Origin of the sequence: Neobacillus sp. 19, from assembly GCF_049463095.1 — a bacterium.
GTDB lineage: Bacteria > Bacillota > Bacilli > Bacillales > Cytobacillaceae > Neobacillus.
In genome coordinates this window covers 1-18014 of the sequence record NZ_JBMPZU010000029.1, presented here as the reverse complement: position 1 = coordinate 18014, position 18014 = coordinate 1, and the positions used below count along the sequence as shown (strand labels likewise).

Sequence of the window (18014 nt, the reverse complement as noted above, 5' to 3'; positions counted from 1 at the left end):
AAAGGAAACACGAAGAGCCGGAGGCGCATTCGTGCTTGACTTATCGTAGGGCGGAGAGCGAAGGACACTAGCCGCTAGGGCGCTGGAGCTGGACATTTCTCAGAGTCGTAACTTATAAATTCTAATATTGTAAAAAGATGCTCTTCCATTATCGGGAGGCATCTTTTTTGTATGTAATATTCCTGAAGTCATGATGAGGCATTTTTTAGTAATCTTCTTTTCCTTCGATAGGAATATAAAATAATAAATCCGAGTAGGAAAAGGACGATTAAATAGATACTATACCTAGAAAGGTAGGTTCCTACATGAACCCAATTCTCTCCCAGCGTTCTGCCCAAGGTGATAAAAGTAAAACACCAGATAACCGCCCCAATATAGGCAAATAAGGCAAACTTTTTATAGGAATAGCGGTTCATTCCAACGAGATATGCCGTAATATGCCGGACCCCGGGTATAAAAAAGCCAATGATCAGGAGGAAGGGCCCTAACTTAATAAATAATTTTCTCGTTCTCTCAATCCGCGCCTCAGTGATATGAAGCTTAGGACCAAACTTATGCAAAAACGGTACCCCTAATTTTACACCTAAAATGAAGCTAATCGTAATCCCGCAGCCTGCCCCAATAAAAGCACAAATGAGTGAAGGCAGGTAAGCCATTTTTCCAGCAAACACAGTATACCCTACATAAGTAAGCAGAACCTCATCAGGAATAGGCAGGCCGACAATCCCGCCGAATAAAGCAATAATAATTCCAAAATAGCCAAAATGCTCAATAAGACCATTCAAATGCTGCATCATCACACGTCCCACATTCATTTCTTTAAAGAAAAAAAACAAAACTACCCAAACTTATCATCCTCAAAATTTTAAACTTTATCCCGTTGCAAATACAGTTTTTGGTGCCTGACACCAATTTCATCATTGTCACCATATTCGTAAATATAATAGTATAAATTCGTTTGTTAGGAGTGTGGGAGTATGGCGATTGAGTGGTGTGAGGCGGATCAGGTGTTTCATTTGTTTAATGGAAATATTAGTTATTTGATTCAGCTTGTTCATGGGAAGTATCCAGCCCATTTGTATTGGGGGAAGCGGGTGCGGTTTTTGCAGCCTTCAGCCATCCTTGCTTTTAAAGGAAGGGCATTTTCGCCGACGACGGAACCAGAAGATCCCAAATTCTCACTTGATACGCTGCCGCAGGAGTACCCTGCATATGGAAATGGAGATTTCCGGGAACCGGCCTATCAGCTTCGCACCCACGACGGATCCACGATTACCGAGTTTGTCTATGATTCACACGAAATACGAAAAGGGAAACCTTCGCTTAAAGGATTGCCATCATCCTACATTGAAGATGATTCGGAAGCAGAAACACTTGTCATCACCATGGTAGATTCTAAACTGGGAATCGGGCTGAATCTAATGTATACCATTTACCGTGACCTTGATGTCATTACGAGATCGGTGTCTTTCGAGCACCTAGGCAGCCACACCGTAGAAATACATAAATGTATGAGCATGTCAGTCGATTTCCATCAATCGGATTGGGACTGGCTGCACCTTCACGGAACATGGGCAAGGGAGCGTCACATAGAACGCAGGCCGCTGCATCATGGAATCCAATCGATCTCTTCTGCCAGAGGGGCGAGCAGCCATCAGCATAATCCATTTGTTGCGTTACTTTCAAAGAACACTACGGAAGAATATGGCGATGTTTATGGCGTAAGCCTTGTATACAGCGGCAATTTCCAAGCATCTATCGAAGTAGATCCTTTTGAAACAACCAGGCTCAGCATCGGAATCAATCCGTTTGAGTTTATTTGGCAGTTAAATCCGGGAGAAACGTTTCAAACGCCGGAGACACTCATGGTCTATTCGTCAGAAGGTCTTGGCGGAATGTCGAGAACCTTTCATAAGCTATTGCGAACCAGGGTGTGCCGCGGTGTTTACCGCAATCAATCGCGCCCGATTCTGATCAATAATTGGGAAGCTACCTATTTCAATTTTAATGAGAAAAAATTAAAGGATATTGCGGATGCGGCGAAGGGACTGGGAATGGAGCTGTTTGTTCTTGATGACGGCTGGTTTGGCCGTCGTGACAATGATAAAAGCTCGTTGGGGGATTGGGTCGTCAATAAGAAAAAATTGCCTCATGGTTTAGCTGGGCTTGCTGATTATGTAGAGAAAAAGGGAATGAAGTTTGGCGTATGGGTCGAGCCGGAAATGGTTTCACCCGACAGCGACTTGTACCGCAGGCATCCCGACTGGTGCCTCCATGTGCCCGGACGAAGCCGGACACTTTCCCGAAACCAGCTCGTCTTGGATTTAGGCCGGAGGGAGGTGTGTGATTTCCTGCTCGAAACAATGACCAGCATCTTCACCAGCGCACCGATTTCCTATGTGAAATGGGATATGAACCGAAATATGACAGAGGCGGGGTCGGCAGCACTTCCTCCTGAAAGACAAAAGGAAACAGCTCATCGCTATATGCTTGGCCTATATTGGATTTTGAGAAAATTAACTGAACGCTTTCCACAGATTTTGTTTGAAAGCTGCTCGGGCGGGGGCGGACGCTTTGATCCGGGTATGCTTTATTACATGCCGCAAACGTGGACGAGTGATGATACGGATGCAGTAGAGCGGTTAAAAATTCAATATGGAACAAGCATCGTCTATCCGGCGATTACGATGGGTGCTCATGTTTCGGATGTGCCGAACCATCAGACAGGAAGAATGACACCTCTACAAATGAGGTGTCATGTGGCGATGGCAGCCAATTTAGGTTTCGAACTAAATGTCGATAAACTCGGGTCTAAGGATAAAACAGTTGTGCACGATCAAATCAGTCTTTACCATCAAATAAAGGAGATCGTCCTTTTCGGTGACCTGTATCGGCTGTTAAATCCATTCGTCGGAATGGACACAGCCTGGATGTATGTGAAACCGAATCGGAATCAGGCAGTCGTTTTTTACTACAAAATATTGGCAATGCCAAATCCGCCTTTTTTTCGTCTCAAACTACGCGGGCTAAATCCAAACTTTAAATACAAAATAAACAGCGGTGAGCAGCTGTACTATGGCTCCGAACTCATGCAAATTGGTTTAGCCATGCCGCTGATCAAAAAGGATTATACTTCATTCATTTTTCAGATTGAAGCAATACGATGCTAGGCCGCCAAGTTTAATTGCCGTTGTTTCCGCCGGTACACGACCTTTGATAATAAAACACTGCATTCATATAAAAATAGCAAAGGGATGACGACCAAAATGTCGGATAATAAGTCCGGCGGCGTAATTATGACCGCAGTCACGATTAATCCAAAGTAGGAGTATTTTCTCATCTTTTGCAATCGGTACGGATTTAACACCCCTAAACTTGTCAAAAACATGATGATCACCGGCAGTTCGAATAAAAATCCGAATGGAAGGGTGGTGTGTATTAAGAAACGGAAATATTTTTCGGTCGTAAAAAAGGTCATAAACATATCCGCCGATAAAGACAGCAGGAATTTATAGACCATTGGGAAAATCACGAAGTAGCCGAAGCAGATTCCAACAAGAAATAAGATGAATAATGCCGGAATATATGCCAAAGTTATTTTTCGCTCAGCCGCTTTCAATGCCGGGCGGACAAACAGCCAGATTTGATAGGCAGCCATCGGAATCGTCCCAGAAAACGCACAGATGCAAGAAAGGATCAAGTACACCCATAAAATATCACTTGGGCCTAAGATTGCCAGCTTCACCTCTAATCCTTGAACAAGAAAGTTATAAATATCTTGGACAAACACAAAGGATAGGATAAACAAAAGGATAAACGTGCCTAAGATGTAAATTAGCCGTTTCCGCAATTCTTCAAAATGACCGATAAGGTCCATTTCATGATTATTCACAATACCCCTCCTTTAGGTAAAAGAAGATGCGAGCACACATTCTGCTGGCATCTTCTAAAAATGATTTGAACTAGATCGTTTTTTCTTCTTTTTTCTTAGATAGTTCTTTGGCGGGCTCATCCTCAGAAACCAAGTCACGTGTGGACTTTTTAAATTCCTTTAAGGTTGAACCAACGGCACGGCCTAATTCCGGTAATTTTGATGGACCAAAAATAATTAGTGCAATCACAAGAACAAGAATTAAGCCGGGAATGCCTATGTTTTGAAGCATGGCAGATTACCTCCAATTAGATAGCTTCCTTTATTTTCATCCTTTGATGAATGGTATTAAACAGTACATACTTTGCTCTCCTTTTGAGGTGATTTGGTCGCTCACAACTCTGAGTATAGGGCAGTACTGTAAAAGATGAATGAAGAGAGTGTAAAGAAATAATAAGAGATGATGAACTTTCTTAACTATTTGTAAATTACGAGGAGCACGACCATAAACAACAATTCCAGGGCGAACCATTTAAATTAGTGAAAAACAGTATTGGAAATAAGTTTTACCTATATAGTAAAATGTAATAATTGCAAATTGACAAAATATATTTTAGTAAAATACCAATTAAAGGCGTTTACCTTTAGTAAAATTGCAATTATAATAATCCTATAAAGTTCTACGATAGATAAGATGAAAAAGGTAAGGTTGACCATCGTTTAAAATGGGTTCAGAAGCAGGGAACCGCTTGCGGGATAAGTTTCTCGAGCTCACTCTTGTAGGCGGAATGGCGGAAAACTTTGATCTGCTTACAGGTAAAGGTTTAGTAGATAACCTCCTTTACATGGACATCGAGTGTATTTTTGCTGCTGTTGGCTAATAAAGTTAGGGGGGATTAAATGCATAAGTATTTCGGGGAACTTGCTCTTACGATTACTGCGATTATCTGGGGCAGTGGCTTTGTGGCGAGTGCGATTGCCTTGGAGCACTTCACTCCGTACCAAATTTTAGCAGGCCGGTTTTTAGTAGGAGCTGTCATCCTAGGTGTTATTTTCCATAGGAAAATAAAAATGATTAATAAAAGCACCATCATTAAAGGAGCGATATTGGGGGTCTTTTTATATTTTGCGTTTGCTCTGCAAACGGTGGGTCTTCAATTTACGACACCATCAAAAAATGCCTTCTTAACAGCCGTAAATGTCGTAATTGTTCCGTTTATCGGCTTCCTATTGTATAAACGAAGAATGGATTTTTATGAACTGACGGGGGCTGTCTTAGCGATGGTCGGTGTCGGTGTGTTATCGTTGAAATTATCGTCCGATATCAATATTGGAGATTTGCTGACATTAGGCTGTGCCGTTGGCTTTGCGTTCCATATTTTCTATACGGCAAAATTTGTGAAGGATTCCGATCCGATTCTCTTAACGCTTATCCAAATGATGTCCGCAGCCGTCATTGGAATGATCGTTGTCTTCTTCAAAGGAGAAACCTTCACCGCAGTCAAGATGGACGGGATGTTATCACTCCTTTACCTTGGGGTTTTTTCTACATCAGTTGCCTTTTTATTGCAAACCGTTGCTCAAAAAATGATTTCAGAAACAAAAGCTGCCATTATCCTTTCGACAGAATCGTTTTGGGGCATGGTATTTTCCGTTATCATTTTAAATGAGGTGATGACCATTAAAATGGTGTTTGGTGCCATCCTCATTCTTAGTGCTATTATCATATCGGAAACAAAAATTCCTTTTTTAAAAAGAAATAAATTAAAGGAACTGACAAGGTAGGTAGAGAAATAATGGCCACAATAAAAGAGATAGCCACTTTAGCTAATGTTTCAATAACTACCGTATCACGAGTATTAAACTACGATGAAACATTAAATGTCTCACCAGGAACAAGAAAAAGAGTCTTTGAAGCGGCAGAGGAATTATCCTATGTAATCACACCAAAGAAAAAGGCAAAAAGTAAATGGAAGATAGGTTTATACGATTCTTTCTCGCTGGAGGAGGAATTAGTCGATACCTATTACCTATCGATTAGGGTTGCCTTGGAAAAGAAACTGAAATTAAAAGGCATTGACTTCTATCGCATTGATAAGGGCGGCAATGCTGATTATAGTAAAAAAATCGACGGCATTATATGTCTTGGAACGTTCAAAAGCAAGGATATCGACAAGATCAAGAACTTTGACAAACCGTGTGTCTTTATCGATTCAAATCCGGACCAACGGTATTTTGATTCGGTTATTATCGATTTCCCTTCGGCTACCCAAAATGCTCTTCAGTATTTAACAGAATTAGGTCATAAGAGTATCGGTTTTATCGGTGGAGTCGAAACGGATATGTATGGAAATCGATTTAAAGATTTGCGTCAGGACGTTTTTGAAAATTATTTAAAGCAAAAGAATATTTTTAAAGAAGAATTAGTGAAAATTGGCGGTTATGATCCGAAAGATGGATATACCCTTTTAAAAGAAATGTTAGCCGGTGAACAAAAGCCTACTGCTATATTTGTTGCTAATGACACCATTGCTGTTGGATGCTATAAAGCGGCTTATGAGCTTGGTATAAAAATTCCGGCTGAACTAAGCATTGTTGGCTTTAACGATGTCGCTACCGCACAATATATGGTTCCTCCTCTGACAACAGTTAAACTATATACAGAAATTATGGGAGAAACGGCGGTAGATTTACTGATAGATAAACTGTCCACCAAAAGGGAAGTTAGTAAGAAAATCACGATTAATACGAAATTGATTATAAGAGAAAGTGCAGCAGCTCCACGAAAGAAATAAGGAGATATTTAGCGGGTTATTTTAAACGAAATGAAGCGAAGAGTATATATTGATGCTCCTCGCTTTTTTTTCATGGAATGTATGCCAAAGGAGGCGGGATCTGTGTGATTTCGGTTTATAAAAAGCTAGAAGAAAAAGTAAAAAGCCAACTTTATAGGAGCATACGGGCAAAAATGGTGTTGTTTTTCCTTATGGTTGCCCTCATTCCATTAATTCTATTTGGGCTGCTATCATACGAAAAGTCGTCCGAAATCGTGAATAAACAATTTAATGATTATGAACAATTTGCTGTTTCTCAGCTCAATAAACAAATTGAAAACACATTTGAGCAAATGTATGTTGTCTCGAAAGACATCAATCATTATTTATCCGACCCAACGCTGGTTATCTTAAATGAGGAAATACCGCGAACATATACAGGGTTTATTGAGAATAAAAACTTCGAAAAGATATTTGGAAGCACATAAGACGTACAATACCAAGGGTATCTATTTAATTACCAATACAGGCTACTATTATGGGAATAGTCGATTGGATATTCATAAACTCTTTCAAAAACCTTTTTGGAAGGAAACAAATAGTTTAAAAGAAGGGGATCTTTGGATAGGATTTTATACGGCTGACCATTATTACACAGGTGAGAAAGATAAGCAGTTAATGGGGCTGGTTTTTCCAATTGAAAGCCAATTTGGGGTGTTAAAAGGAAGTAAACTTTTAATTGAGACTGATGCTGAGGAGTTATTCTCTTATATAGGCTTTCTAGAGAATAAACTTCATTCCTCGGTCACCCTAAAAAATGGCGAGCATCAGGTAGTGTATAAGACGAAGAATTCACCAAAAGAATTGGCAACGGACATTGTCTGGAATAGACATTTTGATGCATATGGGTGGGATATCCATATTCGCATTCCAGAGGAATTCTATTATCAATCATCAAATGTAATTTATCGTTATACCCTACTAGCTATCATATTCTCTATTATTCTTGTATGTATCTTAGCTGCCGTCTTTTCCATACCGTTCACGAAGCGGATTAAACGTCTTAAATCCTCAATGAAACAGGTAAGTGAAGGGGATCTCAATACGCAAATAGCGGATACTTCAAATGATGAATTAGGAGTGTTAGCGCAAAGTTTTGATGATATGGTCAATCAAATTAAGGAATTAATCGATCAAATTAGCCAAACAGAACGTTTAAAAAGACAAGCTGAATTAAGGGCGTTCCATTATCAAATAAATCCCCATTTATTATTTAATACTTTAAATTCTATTCAATGGAAAGCTAGACTCTCAGGAGTTAAGGAAGTTCAAGAGATGATTTATCATTTAACAGAGGTTCTCCATGAAAATTTAAATTTTTCCGATGAGTTAATTCCATTAAAAAAAGAATTGCAGACGATATTGCACTATTTGAAAGTCCAAGAGGTTCGCTACGGAAACACATTTGAATATATAGAAGAAATGAAAGAAGATTGCCTAGACTATTTAATCCCTAGGATGACCCTTCAGCCTTTATTTGAAAATATCTTTTTTCATGCCTTTGAGGATGGCCAAGGCCGAATTGAGCTAGCGGTAAACGCCAAACAGGAATATTTGGAACTTACCCTCTGCGATAACGGCAAAGGAATGAATGCAGAAATGATAAGAAAGCTGCTTGACCCAAATCACCATGAGGAAAAAGGGAAGGGAATCGGTGTTTATAATGTAGATCAACGCATTAAGCTTCACTTTGGAACAGATTATGGCTTATCAATCGAATCCGTTGTGGGTCTCAAGACGATTTTTACCATTAAATGGCCAAAAAGGAGGTAAGCAAGTTGATTAAAGTACTAATTGCAGATGATGAGTTAATTGTTAGAAAAGGATTAATCGCAACGGTGGATTGGGAGAAATATGGCATGAAGGTTGTTGCAGATGCCCCAAACGGGCTAAAGGCGTTGGAATTGTTCAAAGAATATTCGCCTGAAGTGGTGATAACGGATATTGTCATGCCAGAAATGAATGGAATAGAGTTTGCTAGAAAAATTAAACAACGTTCCCCGGATGTAAAAATATTGTTGCTAAGCTGTCATCGAGATTTCACTTTTGCACAAGAGGGAATGAATATAGGTGCTTCTGGGTATATCGTCAAAACCGCCTTTCAGGATCAAGAGTTTGAAGATTATCTGGAACGGTTTAAAAACGAACTCGAATTATTTGAATAATGGAAATACCAGTCATTCGCCATCTTTAGCCACTGAATTCTATGAATGGTTATGTGATTTCGAGAATTCTTTTCCAAAACGACTAGAAAAACTCTTTTCTAAAGAGTGGAACTGGATGATGCAGACGTATTTTATTTATTTAATAAATGGAATAAATAGTGGTGAGCTTTTTCAAGAGATGTATGAGGAAAGACAATATGCAGAAATTCCTTGTGGACAGGATCAAGCATTTATTTTTATTCCAGAACCATCACAAGAATGGTTTGAGCATCTTTTAATAGAATCAAGAAGTAAAGATTCATCCATTCGCTGGAAGGTGAATGGTCCTAATCAAGGAATGGCTAATTGGATGGAGGGAGTTTTAAAGCTCTATCACCAATTAAAATTCGAAAAGAAATTTAAATTTTCGATGGAGGATTGGCCGACTCCAATTCAAAAGGCAGTTCAGATTATGATCGACCAATTAGACCAATCTCTATCCTCTAGTTCTATTGCAAAAGAAGTTGGGCTAAGCAGGAGCCACTTTAGCACAATGTTTAAAAAGGCGGTTGGGGATAGCTTTAGCGGTTTTACAGAAAAGATGAAAATTCAAGCGGCTTGTGATCTTCTTGAGAATACCTCGCTCCCTTTGCAGGAAATCGGCGAAAAAATTGGTATTCAGGATGGAAAGTATTTCAGCAAATGGTTTAAAAAATGTATTGGCAGAACACCATCCGATTATAGGCAGAACAAAAAGACGAATGTAAGCTAACAGATTTACTAGTATTTTTAAAATGTTCAAACAATTTTCCGAAAAATTCAAGATAATAGTAAGTTCTAAACCGCTTTCATTCACGTTACAATGAAAGCGGTTTCTACTATAAATAAAAAAAGAGGAACTAATCATGAACAAATGTTGGATAACAATTGTTGCCCTTATGCTGGTTTGTATAACTGCTGCTTGTTCAAATAATCTGTCTAACAAAAAAGAGACAACAGAAACTGAAAAGGACCAATTCGACATCATTCATCTTCGTTTTGCAACAGGAGAGACAGGAGATGCATTAGAAATTCAAAAAGTGATTGCTGAAAAATTTGAAGAAAAAAATCCGTATATAAAAGTACAAGTTGAGGCCTACGGTGATGAGTTTGACCAAAAGCTGACTGCTTCATTTGGTGCAAAGAATCCTCCAGATGTCATGTATATGAGGAATTTTCCAGCCTACTTTCAGCTGCTGGAACCTCTCGATAATTTTATTAAAAGGGATCCCTTTATTGACGTAGATGATTTTTACCAAGGGCTCTTTAACTATTCGACGATGTATCGAAAACTGTACGGTATGCCTGCAGGATTTACCACAAGAGTAATCTATTATAACAAGGATTTATTTGATGCAGCGGGGATTGCGTACCCCAATGATGGGTGGACATGGGATGACTTTAAGAGTATAGCAAAAGAATTAACCAATCTAGATAAAGAGCAGTATGGATTTGGATTAAGTCCAGAGTTAGATTCCTATAGCCTTCAGGGAATTGTTTGGAGCAATGGTTCTAGTTTTATAAGTGAAGATGGGATGGAAATCGCCGGATATATGAATAGTGTACAAACGATTGAAGCGATAAAAGTGTTGGCAGACTTGGTTCAGGCTAAGAGTGCAGTGCTTGTAGGCGGTAAAAATCAACAAAGTGGTGAGGAGTTTTTTAAAGCAGGGAAAATGGCAATGTGGGAAAGCGGTATTGGACCGTTAGAGGGATTTAAAAAGGCCAAGATGAATTTTGGAACCGTGGAAATGCCTGCTTTTCCCGGAAAACCAGTGAAAGGTGTTATTTCTTCTTCAGCGATTTCAATCGCGAAGGATTCAAAGAATAAGGATCTAGCATGGGAATTCGTGAAATTTTACAATTCACCAGCGGCCATAAAGCTGCGAACGAATGATTTACCGGTTCGTATTAGCATGGTGAAAGAAATGAAAACAGAGCAAGACCCTTTACTAGATCCATTTTATAAAATGCTAGAAAGATCAAATGTTACCCCAGCATTTCTCCTAAATAAGAATTGGGATGAAATCGATCGAAATTTATCTGCGGCAATAAATGCGATATTGCAGGAACAAGATGTTGAAACATTATTGAATAATGCTGTGAAGGATTCTGAGAAATATTTAGGGCAGTAAATTAAAAAACGGGTTGAATGATTCATAAAGATAAATCAACTAAATCATTTCAGGAGGGGATTTGAATGACAAGTCAAGATTATTTCGAATTAGAGGATAAAGTTTGTGTGGTAACAGGTGCTGCATCAGGAATAGGTTTAGCTACGGCAACGCTGTTGGCTGAAGTTGGTTCGAGGGTCATTCTGCTAGATATTAATGAAGAAAATGGACGAAAAGCAGCGGCTGAACTGCGATTGAACGATTATAAAGTTGAATTTGTTCATTGTGATGTAACAAATGCAGATGACTGTGCTTCAGTAAGAAATCATATTGAAGAGAATTACGGTAAAGTCGATGTCCTTTTTAACAACGCAGGTGTCATTAGACGAAAGACGGTTGTCGACTTAGAAGAGTCTGAATGGGATTTGGTCATCGATGTATCGTTAAAGGGAGTCTATCTTCTTTCAAAAAGTTTAATTCCGCTTATGTCAAAGAATGGCGGCGGGAGTATTATCAACACTGGCTCAGGGTGGGGGCTAAAAGGCGGCGACCAAGCTGCAGCCTATTGTGCAGCTAAAGCTGGGGTAGTGAATTTAACAAAAGCAATGGCAATCGATCATGGTCCACAAAATATTCGTGTGAACTGTATTTGTCCAGGAGACACAGATACCCCGTTACTTAGAAGTGAAGCAAAGCAATTAAACCTTCAAGAAGATGCTTTCTTAGTATCGTCCGCCAAAGGACGCCCATTGGAAAGACTAGGAACACCAAGAGACATTGCGAAAGGTGTATTATTCCTTGCAAGTGATCTGTCATCCTGGATTACAGGTACTGATTTAATTGTCGATGGCGGAGGATTGGCATAATTTTATTAAAAAAGTGATAACAAGGAGGATATTTTCATGACACAAAAGGTTCATCCTTATATACCAAATATGGTTCCTGAAGTACAGGCTGAAATGTTAAAAGTAATCGGTGCTGAATCTATTATGGAGTTATATTCCTGCATACCAGATGAATTAATGCTTAAGGAAGATATGAAGATTCCTGCCGCCTTAACAGAGTATGAGCTTAGACGCCATATTGAAGGGATCCTTAATAAAAATACAAGTACAAAGGAATATTTGAATTTTCTTGGAGCAGGCTGCTGGCAGCATTTTATTCCAGCAGTTTGTGATGAAATCAATCAGCGCTCTGAATTTTTAACCGCCTATGCTGGGGAGCCGTATGAGGATCACGGCCGTTTCCAGGCACTTTTTGAGTATCAGAGTTTAGTAGCAGAATTAGTAGATATGGATGTTGTGAATGTACCAACATTTGATTGGGGACAAGCAGCAGCTACATCTGTCAGAATGGCAGCGCGGATTACCGGAAGGAAAAAGGTTTTGCTCGCCAAATCCGTTGCCCCTGAACGCAGCAAAATTATGATTAACTATGGCACACCGCAATTGGAATTTGAATTTATTCAATTTGATACCCAATCAGGCGCGATGGATTTAGTAGATTTAAAAGCAAAATTAACAGACGATGTTGCTGCAGTTTATTTTGAAAATCCATCATATCTCGGTTTTATTGAGTCACAAGGACCAGAGATTTCAAAATTGTTGAAGGAAAATGGTTCCCTAATGGTAGTTGGGGTAGATCCAATTTCCCTTGGTGTGCTGGCACCGCCAAGTCAGTATGGTGCTGATATTGTCTGTGGCGATCTGCAGCCGCTTGGCATGCATATGAATTTTAGCGGTGGTCAGGCGGGATTTATTGCCACTCGTGATGAGGTGAAATTTGTACAAGAGTATCCATCCCGCCTATTCGGAATCGTTCCAACCATAAAAGAAGGAGAATACGGATTTGGCGATGTTGCATATGAACGGACATCATTTGCCTTAAGAGAAAAAGGAAAAGAATCGGTTGGTACACAAACGGCATTATGGGGAATTACAGCGGGTGTATATTTAGCATTGCTTGGTCCGGATGGCATGCAGGAGGTTGGAAAAACCATTATGCAAAATAGCCAATATGCAGTACAGGAACTAAATCAAATTACCGGTGTAACTGGTTCTCGTTTAGTTTCGCCATTTTTTAAAGAGTTTATCGTCGATTTTAATCAAACAGGACTTTCAGTGGAACAAATCAATCAAAGATTGTTAGAGAAGAATATTTTTGGCGGTAAAGACCTTTCGCAAGAGTTTCCTGAGTTTGGGCAGTCGGCACTATTTTGCGTAACCGAGGTTCATATGAAAGAGGATATTGACACCCTTATTCAATCTATTAAAGAGGTTTTAACAAAATAGAGAGGAGTTTTTTGATATGAAAAGGATCAAGCGCACGAGCAAAACCAGGGATTTCCATCAAGCGAAATGGAATGAGCCGATTATTTTCGAACTTCATCAGCCTGGAGAAAAAGGTGTAGAGATTCCGCCTGTTAATAAAGAAGTTGCATTATCTGTAGGGGATGGACTATCGGTTATTCCTGAAACGATGCAGCGAAAGGAAAAGCCGAACTTGCCTGAAATTGGCCAGGCGCGTGTATTACGACATTATGTAAGACTTTCGCAGGAAACACTAGGTTCCGATTTTAATGTTGAAATTGGCCAAGGGACATGTACGATGAAGTACATTCCAAAAATTAATGAGCTATTAGTTCGTGACCCAAAAATGATGGAACTGCACCCGTTACAAAATGAAGAGACAGTTCAAGGAATGCTTGAAATTTTTCATAATCTAGATTTATGTATGCGCGAAATTTCAGGGATGGATTATTTCTCATTCCAGCCAAGTAGTGGGACACAGGCGCTATTTGCGATGGCATCGATTGTAAGAAAATATCATGAAACAAGAGGTGAAGGAGAGAAGCGGGATGAAATCATCACGACCATTTTCTCGCATCCGTCACAAGCAGCAACGGCAGCAGTAAAGGGCTATAAAATTATTACTCTGCATCCAGATGAAAATGGATTTCCTGATATCGAGAAGCTAAAGGCAGTTGTGTCAGAGAGGACAGCAGGTTTTGTGGTGGCAAACCCTGAAGATACAGGAATCTTTAACCCAAATATTAAAGAATTTACCGATATCATTCACCAAGCTGGTGGTCTTTGCTTTTACGACCAAGCGAATGCAAACGGTCTTTTAGGAATGACGAGAGCAAAAGAAGCAGGCTTTGATATGTGTTTCTTCAATCTTCACAAAACGTTTGCGGCACCACATATGTGCGGCGGACCAGCAACTGGGGCACTTGGTGTTGTTGCAGAATTGAAAGAGTACCTGCCGGCGCCAATTGTTGAGCATCATAACGGCAAATATTCACTTCAATACAATCTAGAGCATTCCATAGGAAAGGTTCGTTCCTTCCATGGTGTTGCACAAACTGTTTTGCGTGCGTATGCTTGGATTCGCGCTCTTGGAGCTGAGGGTCTTAAGGAAGTGGCAAAGATTGCTGTCCTAAATAATAACTATATGTACCATAAAGTCTTAGATATTCGCGGCGCCAGCGCACCATATGTCGAGGGGCACCGCCTTGAACAGGTCCGTTATAGCTGGGAGCAAATGACAATGGAAACGGGCGTAACGACAGAAGACGTTACGAGGAGAATGACTGATTTTGGTCTCCATTATTGGACAAGTCATCACCCATACATTGTAAAACAGCCGTTCACTTTAGAGCCGACTGAGTCCTATTCCAAAGAGGATCTGGATGAATATATTCATGCATTGGAGCAAATTTCACAGGAAGCCTACGAAAATCCGGAAATCGTCAAAACGGCTCCGCATACTAGTACCATTCACAAAATGGACGAGCAAGATTTCCTTGATCACCCAGAGAAATGGTGTATTACTTGGCGTTCCTATTTAAAAAAGACGCAACCATGTGAAACTGTTAAATAAAAACTATATAAAAGTTGGGGGATCAATATGAAAAAGTATTTGTCTGTTTTACTTGCCGCTCTTTTATTAATGCTATCCGCCTGTTCAAACAATTCATCCGGGAATGAAGCGAAAACCGGTGATTCCAAACATCCCGCAGGTACGATAACTGTATGGGGCTGGGATGTTGCTGCGGCAACGATGAAGGCTTCAGTTGAAAAGTTTCAAAAGAAATATCCTGATGTAAAAGTAAAAGTAGAGGATTTTAATAGCGGAGACTTATATGAGAAGCTAACGGTTGGTCTTGCAGCAAGAGGTTCCGGACTGCCAGATGTTGTGTTAATGGAGGATGAGCGTATTCCTGGCTATACCTTTCAATTCCCGCAAGGCTTTTCAAATCTAACCAAGCTGGGATACGACAAATACAAAGACTCGTTTAATCCAGCAAAGGTAGCAGCTGTCCAGGATAAGGATGGGAATTTCGTCGCGGCACCATGGGATATCGGTCCTGCGGGAGTATTCTACCGAGTCGATTATTTTGAAAAAGCCAGTGTTGATCCAAAATCTATCGAGACATGGGATGACTATATTGCAGCAGGGAAGAAGATTAAAGAAGCAACTGGTGCAAAAATGCTGCCAATTGATATCCCCAACTATGATGGTATATTCCAAATGATGATGCAGCAGCAAGGACTTTCTTATTTTGATCAAGATGGAAAAATCACACTTGATTCACCAGAAGCTGTTGGTGCGATGAACGTCATTAAAAAGCTCCATGATGAGGATTTAGTTTTAAATAACAATGGCTGGGATGGCATTGTTACAGCAACCGTTAACGGTACCGTGGCAACTGTTCCTTACGGTGTTTGGTATACAGGCTCTATAATGGACCAGGCACCAGACTTGAAGGGAAAATGGGATGTATTTTATTTACCGAGCTTTGAAAAAGGCGGTAACAGGTATGCGAATTTGGGGGGCTCATCCTTGCTAATTCCTTCTACTAGCAAAAATCAATCTGCTGCCTATGCCTTTGTTGATTTCTTTACAACGGATCAAGATTCACAAATGCTGGGCTTTGAAAAATATGGGCTTTTCCCGTCATTAAAAGAAACCTATAACGCGCCGCAGTTTACCGAAAACAGTGAGTATTTCAATAATAGCCCAGTATTCAAAAAGTTCGCCGATATTGTTGACGATGTGCCGAAAATTCATTTGAACGAAAATTTTGCAAAGGCGAGCAAGCTTACTAGTAACGCTCAAGCCGCTATTCTTTTAGAAAATAAATCAGTAGAAGCTGCCTTAAAGGATGCTCAAAAGCAATTAGAGAATGAAATTAAATAATTGGTTTATCAGATGGGAGAGGGCATTTTTGCTCCTCTCATTTCCATCCATACCAATGTTTTCCCTAGATTTAAGGAGGTGCCTTTAGGTGGAACAAACAGAAAAGGCAGTAAATACGGCAACCAATTATCACGTTAAACCTAAGAAAAATGTATTAACGCCCAAAAATGCCCCATACGTGTTTATGGCCCCGGCGTTTTTATTAATAGTAATATTTACTGTTTATCCAGTTATCTCCTCATTTATTTTAAGCTTCCAAGAGGTTCGGGGGTAGAGAAAACGTTTGTGGGTTTCGCTAATTATGCTCGATTAATCCATGATCCTATATTCTATAAATCTCTCCTTAATACGTTTCAAATCCTAGTTGTCCAAGTGCCAATTATGATTTTTTTAGCTCTATTAATCGCAGTTGGACTAAATTCAAAACTGGTTAAAGCTAAGACGCTGTTTAGAATCGCCTATTTTATGCCTGCGATTACAGCTCTTGTCGCAGCCTCTATCGTATTTATGATTCTTTTAGATGAACACTTTGGATTAGTAAACTATTTTCTTTCCTTCATTGGAGTAGAAAATATTCCATGGCTGACCACCCCATTTTGGGCAAAGGTATCAGTGATTCTAGTTATGACATGGAGATGGACAGGGTATAATATGGTGATTTTTTTAGCGGGGCTGCAAAATATTCCAGCTGATTTATACGAAGCGGCAAGTATTGACGGAGCAGGTAAAATAAAACAATTTTTCCTGATTACCATTCCACAATTAAAACCGGTGTTCATTTTTACAGTGGTAATGTCAACAATAGGAACACTTCAATTATTCGACGAGCCATTTATATTAACACATGGCGGTCCGAACAGTGCGACCATGACCATAACGCTATATTTATATGAGGCTGGATTTAAGTTTTTTGATTTTGGTTATGCCTCAGCCATTGCCTATGTTCTCGTCCTCATAACTGCAATCATTTCGTGGATTCAGATGAAATTGGTAGGTGACACAGAGGAATGATTACTTCAAAAAAGCTTTCAACTAAAATCTGTATTTATATTTTATTGATCGTAGGTGTAATCCTGTCAATCGCTCCATTCTACTGGATGATTGTCGGAGCAACTCTTCCTTCCGGGGAGATTTTCCGTGTGCCGCCAAGGCTTCTTCTGGTGATTATTTAGCTAAAAACTTCCAGTCACTTAGTGAGTCTTTAGGAATTGCAAAAATCTTTTGGAATTCCTTATATATTGCCGTTGTCTATACACTGTTAAGTACGCTTATTAGCGCAATGGCAGGGTATGCCTTTGCTAAATTCCGTTTTAAGGGGAAAAAAATATTCTTTTTTGTCATTTTATGTTCATTGATGATTCCTTTCCAAGTAACATTAATTCCGTTATTTGAAATGATGGTGACATTTGACTGGTTAAATACGTATCAAGCGATTATTTTACCGAGTTTGGCTGCTCCATTTTCGATTTATTTGATGAGGCAAAATATGAAGGCGGTTCCAGACTCTATTATTGAGGCGTCCCGTGTCGATGGGGCAGGGGAATTAAAGATTTTCTTTTCCGTTATTTTACCAGTAACAAGACCAGCATTGGCTGCTGTTGCAATCTTCCAATTTATGTCACAGTGGAACAGCTTACTATGGCCGCTCATCACGCTAAACTCTAAGGACATGTTTACACTGCCTGTAGCGTTATCCAGCTTAATTGGGATGGCACGAATCGATTATGGGGAATTAATGTTGGGGACCACTCTGTCAACTATTCCCATTATGATTTTCTTTTTATTGCTGCAAAAGCAATTTATCTCAAGA

General features: G+C 39.7%; 20 protein-coding genes. 17 read left to right on the top strand and 3 right to left on the bottom strand.

The window, feature by feature from the left end; genetic code table 11:
- Positions 1-188: 188 nt before the first annotated feature.
- Positions 189-815, bottom strand: a complete 627-nt coding sequence (locus ACO1D1_RS06720; protein WP_423335346.1) for a DedA family protein — start codon at positions 813-815, stop codon at positions 189-191.
- Positions 816-977: 162 nt separating this feature from the next.
- Between ACO1D1_RS06720 and ACO1D1_RS06715 the strand changes: the two genes are divergently transcribed.
- Positions 978-3170: an alpha-galactosidase gene (locus ACO1D1_RS06715; RefSeq protein ID WP_423335345.1), complete on the top strand. Its 2193-nt coding sequence runs from the start codon at positions 978-980 to the stop codon at positions 3168-3170.
- Here the strand turns inward: ACO1D1_RS06715 and tatC are convergent.
- A complete protein-coding gene (gene tatC, locus ACO1D1_RS06710; RefSeq protein ID WP_423335344.1) occupies positions 3167-3892 on the bottom strand; it encodes a twin-arginine translocase subunit TatC in 726 nt (241 codons plus the stop codon). The two genes, ACO1D1_RS06715 and tatC, sit on opposite strands and share 4 nt — an antisense overlap.
- A 70-nt stretch (positions 3893-3962) precedes the next feature.
- Positions 3963-4163, bottom strand: a complete 201-nt coding sequence (locus ACO1D1_RS06705; RefSeq protein ID WP_149868551.1) for a twin-arginine translocase TatA/TatE family subunit — start codon at positions 4161-4163, stop codon at positions 3963-3965.
- Between the two features lie 433 nt (positions 4164-4596).
- Between ACO1D1_RS06705 and ACO1D1_RS06700 the strand changes: the two genes are divergently transcribed.
- The 16 genes from ACO1D1_RS06700 to ACO1D1_RS06625 all read left to right on the top strand — a co-directional run.
- A complete protein-coding gene (locus tag ACO1D1_RS06700; RefSeq protein WP_423335343.1) occupies positions 4597-4752 on the top strand; it encodes a hypothetical protein in 156 nt (51 codons plus the stop codon).
- A 19-nt stretch (positions 4753-4771) separates the two neighbouring features.
- Complete coding sequence (locus tag ACO1D1_RS06695) at positions 4772-5656, top strand: DMT family transporter (protein ID WP_423335342.1); 885 nt, start codon at positions 4772-4774, stop codon at positions 5654-5656.
- 11 nt (positions 5657-5667) lie between these two features.
- Positions 5668-6666 (top strand): LacI family DNA-binding transcriptional regulator, encoded by a 999-nt coding sequence (locus ACO1D1_RS06690; RefSeq protein ID WP_423335341.1) that lies wholly within the window; start codon positions 5668-5670, stop codon positions 6664-6666.
- A 77-nt stretch (positions 6667-6743) separates the two neighbouring features.
- The gene (locus ACO1D1_RS06685) at positions 6744-7133 is read left to right on the top strand and encodes a hypothetical protein (protein WP_423335340.1); all 390 of its coding nucleotides are present in this window, start codon (positions 6744-6746) and stop codon (positions 7131-7133) included.
- Positions 7134-7197: 64 nt separating this feature from the next.
- Positions 7198-8478 carry a sensor histidine kinase gene (locus ACO1D1_RS06680; protein WP_423335339.1) on the top strand — a complete coding sequence of 427 codons (1281 nt, stop codon included), beginning with the start codon at positions 7198-7200 and terminating at the stop codon, positions 8476-8478.
- A gap of 5 nt (positions 8479-8483) precedes the next feature.
- On the top strand, positions 8484-8870 hold the full coding sequence (locus ACO1D1_RS06675; RefSeq protein ID WP_423335338.1) for a response regulator: 387 nt from the start codon (positions 8484-8486) through the stop codon (positions 8868-8870).
- Positions 8863-9621 carry a helix-turn-helix domain-containing protein gene (locus ACO1D1_RS06670; protein ID WP_423335337.1) on the top strand — a complete coding sequence of 253 codons (759 nt, stop codon included), beginning with the start codon at positions 8863-8865 and terminating at the stop codon, positions 9619-9621. Before ACO1D1_RS06675 ends, ACO1D1_RS06670 begins: the two co-directional genes overlap by 8 nt.
- A gap of 133 nt (positions 9622-9754) precedes the next feature.
- Positions 9755-11023 (top strand): ABC transporter substrate-binding protein, encoded by a 1269-nt coding sequence (locus ACO1D1_RS06665; protein ID WP_423335336.1) that lies wholly within the window; start codon positions 9755-9757, stop codon positions 11021-11023.
- Positions 11024-11088: 65 nt separating this feature from the next.
- Complete coding sequence (locus tag ACO1D1_RS06660) at positions 11089-11868, top strand: SDR family NAD(P)-dependent oxidoreductase (RefSeq protein WP_423335335.1); 780 nt, start codon at positions 11089-11091, stop codon at positions 11866-11868.
- Between the two features lie 36 nt (positions 11869-11904).
- Positions 11905-13293, top strand: a complete 1389-nt coding sequence (gcvPA, locus tag ACO1D1_RS06655; protein ID WP_423335334.1) for an aminomethyl-transferring glycine dehydrogenase subunit GcvPA — start codon at positions 11905-11907, stop codon at positions 13291-13293.
- Positions 13294-13309: 16 nt separating this feature from the next.
- Positions 13310-14884, top strand: a complete 1575-nt coding sequence (gene gcvPB / locus ACO1D1_RS06650; protein WP_149868559.1) for an aminomethyl-transferring glycine dehydrogenase subunit GcvPB — start codon at positions 13310-13312, stop codon at positions 14882-14884.
- A gap of 27 nt (positions 14885-14911) precedes the next feature.
- A complete protein-coding gene (locus ACO1D1_RS06645; protein ID WP_423335333.1) occupies positions 14912-16204 on the top strand; it encodes an ABC transporter substrate-binding protein in 1293 nt (430 codons plus the stop codon).
- Positions 16205-16292: 88 nt separating this feature from the next.
- A complete protein-coding gene (locus ACO1D1_RS06640; RefSeq protein WP_423335332.1) occupies positions 16293-16478 on the top strand; it encodes a hypothetical protein in 186 nt (61 codons plus the stop codon).
- A 107-nt stretch (positions 16479-16585) separates the two neighbouring features.
- The gene (locus ACO1D1_RS06635; RefSeq protein ID WP_423335331.1) at positions 16586-17215 is read left to right on the top strand and encodes a carbohydrate ABC transporter permease; all 630 of its coding nucleotides are present in this window, start codon (positions 16586-16588) and stop codon (positions 17213-17215) included.
- On the top strand, positions 17212-17376 hold the full coding sequence (locus ACO1D1_RS06630; RefSeq protein WP_423335330.1) for a hypothetical protein: 165 nt from the start codon (positions 17212-17214) through the stop codon (positions 17374-17376). The genes ACO1D1_RS06635 and ACO1D1_RS06630 overlap by 4 nt, the downstream gene beginning before the upstream one ends.
- 107 nt (positions 17377-17483) lie before the next feature.
- A partial coding sequence (locus ACO1D1_RS06625) for a carbohydrate ABC transporter permease (RefSeq protein WP_423335329.1) occupies positions 17484-18014 on the top strand: 531 nt, incomplete at its 3' end.